Below are 394 nucleotides of genomic sequence, written 5' to 3' on the forward strand. Positions count from 1 at the left end.
CACTGGTGCTGCACGAACTGGCCACGCGCAGCGGCGGCATGCCGGTCGGCAACCTGGGGGTGGTGTACAGCGGATTCGGTGACGACGCCGCATTCAATGCCGGCGTTCAGCGCATCGATCCCGTGCCTGCGGCACAGGCGCATGTCCGCGACACGCTGGCAATGACCGGCGCACTGAAGCGACCGCTGGTGATCCAGTTCAACCACAACGACCCGACCATCGTGCCGCACATGCAGACGGTGTATCCGCAATTGGCCGTACGGGCTGGCGCACGCCCGCTGCCACGCGTGTTGCCGCCGGTGGGCGAAGGACACTGTGGTTTTTCTGGGGCACAGGTGGTCGACGCCTTGAAAGCAGTGCAACGCTGAGTCCATCGCGTGCCCAACGCATCACC

Annotated in this window: 1 protein-coding gene; it reads left to right on the plus strand. The window is 65.5% G+C overall.

The window, feature by feature from the left end; all coding sequences use genetic code 11:
- On the plus strand, positions 1-368 hold a 368-nt coding region (locus tag K9U40_RS24435), incomplete at its 5' end, for a hypothetical protein (RefSeq protein WP_282892623.1).
- Positions 369-394 lie beyond the last annotated feature (26 nt).

It is taken from the genome of Xanthobacter autotrophicus (assembly GCF_030015065.1).
GTDB lineage: Bacteria > Pseudomonadota > Alphaproteobacteria > Rhizobiales > Xanthobacteraceae > Xanthobacter > Xanthobacter autotrophicus_D.